The sequence below is a fragment of the Methanosaeta sp. UBA356 genome (genome assembly GCF_002496465.1).
GTDB classification, from domain to species: domain Archaea; phylum Halobacteriota; class Methanosarcinia; order Methanotrichales; family Methanotrichaceae; genus Methanothrix; species Methanothrix soehngenii.
Genome location: NZ_DAKC01000087.1, coordinates 1,616 through 5,482, shown reverse-complemented (window position 1 = coordinate 5,482; position 3,867 = coordinate 1,616). Strand labels below are relative to the sequence as shown.

Genomic DNA, 3,867 nt, shown 5'->3' with positions numbered 1-3,867 from the left:
AGTTAAATCCATTGCCGTCCATTAATATATCGTACTGGTGGGATTAGAGGTGGCGGAAGAGAGCAAGAGGCCCAAGTCGCCGAATAGGGGAATGGAGCATAACATACATGGGATGCATGGCACGGCCAAAGGCCATAAGACGGATGATGCAGGCGAAATGCATGAGAATCACCAAATGGGCATGGCCCGGCATCCGGACAAATCCAGCAAGAGACACCGTGGCAGACATGAAGGCCATAAAACCGAGGATTTTAAAAGACGATTCATAATTTCTCTGATTATAACGATACCAATCCTGCTCCTCTCTTCTTTTATCCAGGAATTATTCCGGTTCGAATTGCAGTTTCCGGGCTCCCTTTATGTGGTGTTCCTGCTCTCATCATTGGTTTATTTTTATGGTGGCTATCCCTTTCTGAAAGGATTTTTCAAAGAAGTCAAGGATAAAAATATAGGGATGATGACTCTCATCGCCACCGCCATAAGTGCAGCTTATTTTTACAGTTCGGCGGTCGTCTTTGGCCTTATGGGCGAGACCTTCTTCTGGGAGCTGGCCACGCTGATCGATATCATGCTTTTTGGCCACTGGATTGAGATGCGTTCAATCCTCGGAGCTTCCCGAGCCTTAGAGGAGCTGGTCAAGATCATGCCCTCGGAAGCCCACTTGATAAAAGATGGCCAGACGGTGGAGGTCAAGGTCGAATCTCTTAAGCCGGGAGACCGAGTCCTGGTCAAACCCGGGGAGAAGATACCCATCGACGGAACGGTGATCGAGGGAGAGACAAGCGTAAATGAGTCCATGCTCACAGGCGAATCCAGGCCGGTCAGGAAAAGAGCGGGAGACGACGTGATAGGCGGGTCCATCAATGGCGAGGGCTCGATATCGATAGAAGTTAAGAAGATCGGATCCGAGACCTACCTCAGTCAGATCATCGAGCTTGTCAGGCAGGCTCAGGAGAGCAAATCCAGGACTCAGGACCTGGCAGACAATGCCGCTCGATGGCTTACCATAATATCTCTGAGCGTCGGAGCTATCACATTTGCCGCCTGGCTCAACTTCAGCAAAGACTCGGCTTTTGCCATTGAGAGAGCAGTCACAGTGATGGTCATATCCTGTCCCCATGCTCTGGGGCTGGCAGTTCCTCTTGTGGTTGCAGTCTCAACCTCACTGGCTGCGAAATCAGGTCTATTGATCCGGGATAGATCCGCTTTTGAGAGGGCCAGAGACATCCAGGCGGTGGTATTCGACAAGACGGGGACTCTGACCGAAGGCCGATTTGGGGTCACCGATATCATACCACTTGCCGGCCTGAATGAGACCGAAGTCCTGAGAATGGCCGCATCTCTGGAAGCAAACTCGGAGCACTCCATAGCAGCAGGAATTGCAGAAGGCTCAAAAGAAATGGGCATTGATCTCATTCCCATCCAGGGATTTAAGTCAATTCCCGGAAAAGGGATTGAAGGTCAGATTCAGGGAAGGAGCTGGATGGTGGCAAGCCCAGGTTACCTGAGAGAGAACAACATCAAGCTAGATGATGATAGAGTGAACAGGCTGGCGGAGCAGGGGAAGACAGTCGTCTTTTTACTGGAAGAGGATCGGCTTGTCGGGGCCGTAGCCCTGGCCGATGTGATAAGAAAAGAATCCAGAGAGGCAATCGAAGAGCTCAGGTCGATGAACATCAACTGCATGATGCTCACCGGAGACAATCGATTCGTCGCCCGATGGGTGGCGGAGGATCTGGGCTTGGACGACTTTTTTGCAGAAGTATTGCCCCATGAAAAGGCTCAGGCCATAAGGAATGTTCAGAGGGAATACATTGTGGCTATGGTTGGAGACGGGGTGAATGATGCACCTGCCCTGGCGCAGGCTGATGTGGGGATTGCCATCGGAGCGGGCACTGATGTAGCCATTGAATCGGCGGACATAGTGCTGGTCAGGAACGATCCCAGGGATATGGCAAATATCATCCGCCTGTCGAAAAGGACTTACAGCAAGATGTTCCAGAACCTGATATGGGCAACGGGCTATAACGCACTGGCCATCCCTCTGGCCGCAGGCGTCCTCTACGGCTATGACATAATTCTCAGTCCCGCCATCGGGGCTATTCTCATGAGCGCCAGCACGGTGATAGTAGCTATAAATGCGAGGCGGCTGGAAATGTAACATGAGCTGGATTTGCCATGCTCGAACATCTTTTGGGCTCTTCGGTGAATTATGTGGGTCAGGCCCGGCAGCGATAGCCTCTGTTCCTCTGCGCCTCTGTGGTTGGGTCAGAGCATAGCAGCTCACCACAGAGTCACTGAGACACAGAGAATTTGCGATTCAAGTTCACCCATTTTAAATAGTGAGGAGCCATCTTTTGGATCGATTCGGTCTGACCCATTGCAGCACCCCAAAGCTATCGAATCATCACCTTTCCTAAGGTTACCAAAAACAGCGCCAAGAGCAGCCAGCCCAATATCATCTCCAGCATCACATAGTACCTGTGCCTGCCCACGGGCAGAAAGTCGATGGGGCCCTGGGAGAGGAAGATCATGGTGCTGAAAAAGAGTGCATTTCGCAATGTAGCCCGCTCGGGGATGCTGTCTTTCTCCACCGGCCCGCTCAGGGGTTTGGACGAGCGACGGATGCCGTCCCCTATCCAGAAGACCAGGCCGAAGATCAGAATAGTAACCAAAGACCATACCACGGCATAGCTTGGCCGCACTCCATAGCCGCAGGAGAGCCAGGCCAGGATATCTATGATCTTTGACCAGCCCCAGCCCTTGCTGGCCTGATCGAGCTTTCGATACTGGTAGTAGCAGTCGTCCTCATCTTCCAGCCAGCCCAGCCGGCGGTAGTTCTCCACCAGGGCCAGGTATGCTCCCGGCTGCCAGGCCACATGATCCTGGATCTCCTTCCAGTGAGCCCGGAAGAGGTTGATCTCAGTATCGTTTAGGATGATGCGGGAGCCCTCTTTTAGCTCTGCCTCGTCGAAGAGCAGAGAGGTGATGGATCCGGATTTGAAGTTGAGGTCGCCATCGAACCGGGTATCCTGGAAGGTTACGATGTCCTCGAACCTGGCCAGGCCGAAGAGGGCCAGGTCCTGAAAGTGGGCACCGGAGAAGTAGGCGGCATCGGAAAATCTGGCCAGGCCGAAGCCCGCCTCATCGGCGAATACCGCCCCGCCAAATGAGGTGAGGCCGGAAAAACGAGCCATGCCAAACTGGGCTGGACCGGAGAATAGGACATCTCCGAAATAGGGCTCATTCAGGCGGGAGCGGATGAAGTTGGCCTGGCCGGAGAATGTGGCAGCAGAGAAGTCCGAGGTAGCGGAAAGGTCGACATCGGAGAAGAAGGCATCTTCTGAGAACTCTGCTGCTGCGAAGTAGGAATAGGAATCGAAATCGGAGTAGTTGAAGTCCACCCTCCCCAGAAAGCGGACGTCATGGAAGGAGGCATCCAGGCCGAAGGCGGTATCCTCAAAGCTCAAATCGTTCTCAAACAGCGCTCCACCGAAGAGCGCCGGCTGATAGAAGGTGCAGCCTGCGAAGCTGGCCTGGCGGAAAGAGGTATTGGCAAAGTCCGCCCGGCCCAGGAATGTGGCCCCCTGGAAGCTGGCATTGCCAAAGGAGCTTCCCCAGAAGAAGGCATCCTCTGCAAATGTAATTCCCTCAAAGGAGGCGTCGGGGATGGTGCAGTTGAAAAGTGCGAATGCTGCCGGGATCTGTGCTCCGGGCAATGTGGATAGATCGAGATCGCCGGTGATGGCAATGCCATCGTAATGGACCGGCTGCCCAGCCGCAATCTGGGATAGGATCTTCTGGGCGGGCAGAGACTGCTGGGCGCCGCCCAGGGATACCAATGCCATCGCCAGAACAATGGCGAAT

General features: G+C 53.7%; 2 protein-coding genes. One reads left to right on the top strand and one right to left on the bottom strand.

Translation table 11 applies throughout. The features are described 5' to 3' along the window. Positions 1-91: 91 nt before the first annotated feature. Entirely contained in the window at positions 92-2,161 is a 2,070-nt protein-coding gene (locus BP727_RS07875; protein ID WP_083804673.1) for a heavy metal translocating P-type ATPase, read from the top strand. Positions 2,162-2,396: 235 nt separating this feature from the next. On the opposite strand, the gene BP727_RS07870 is transcribed toward BP727_RS07875, so the two are convergent. Further along, a partial coding sequence (locus BP727_RS07870) for a pentapeptide repeat-containing protein (protein WP_276619262.1) occupies positions 2,397-3,867 on the bottom strand: 1,471 nt, incomplete at its 5' end.

Excerpts from the sequence above, each read along its gene's own strand:
- BP727_RS07875 (WP_083804673.1), top strand. The coding sequence starts at position 92 with ATGGAGCATAACATACATGGGATGCATGGCACGGCCAAAGGCCATAAG.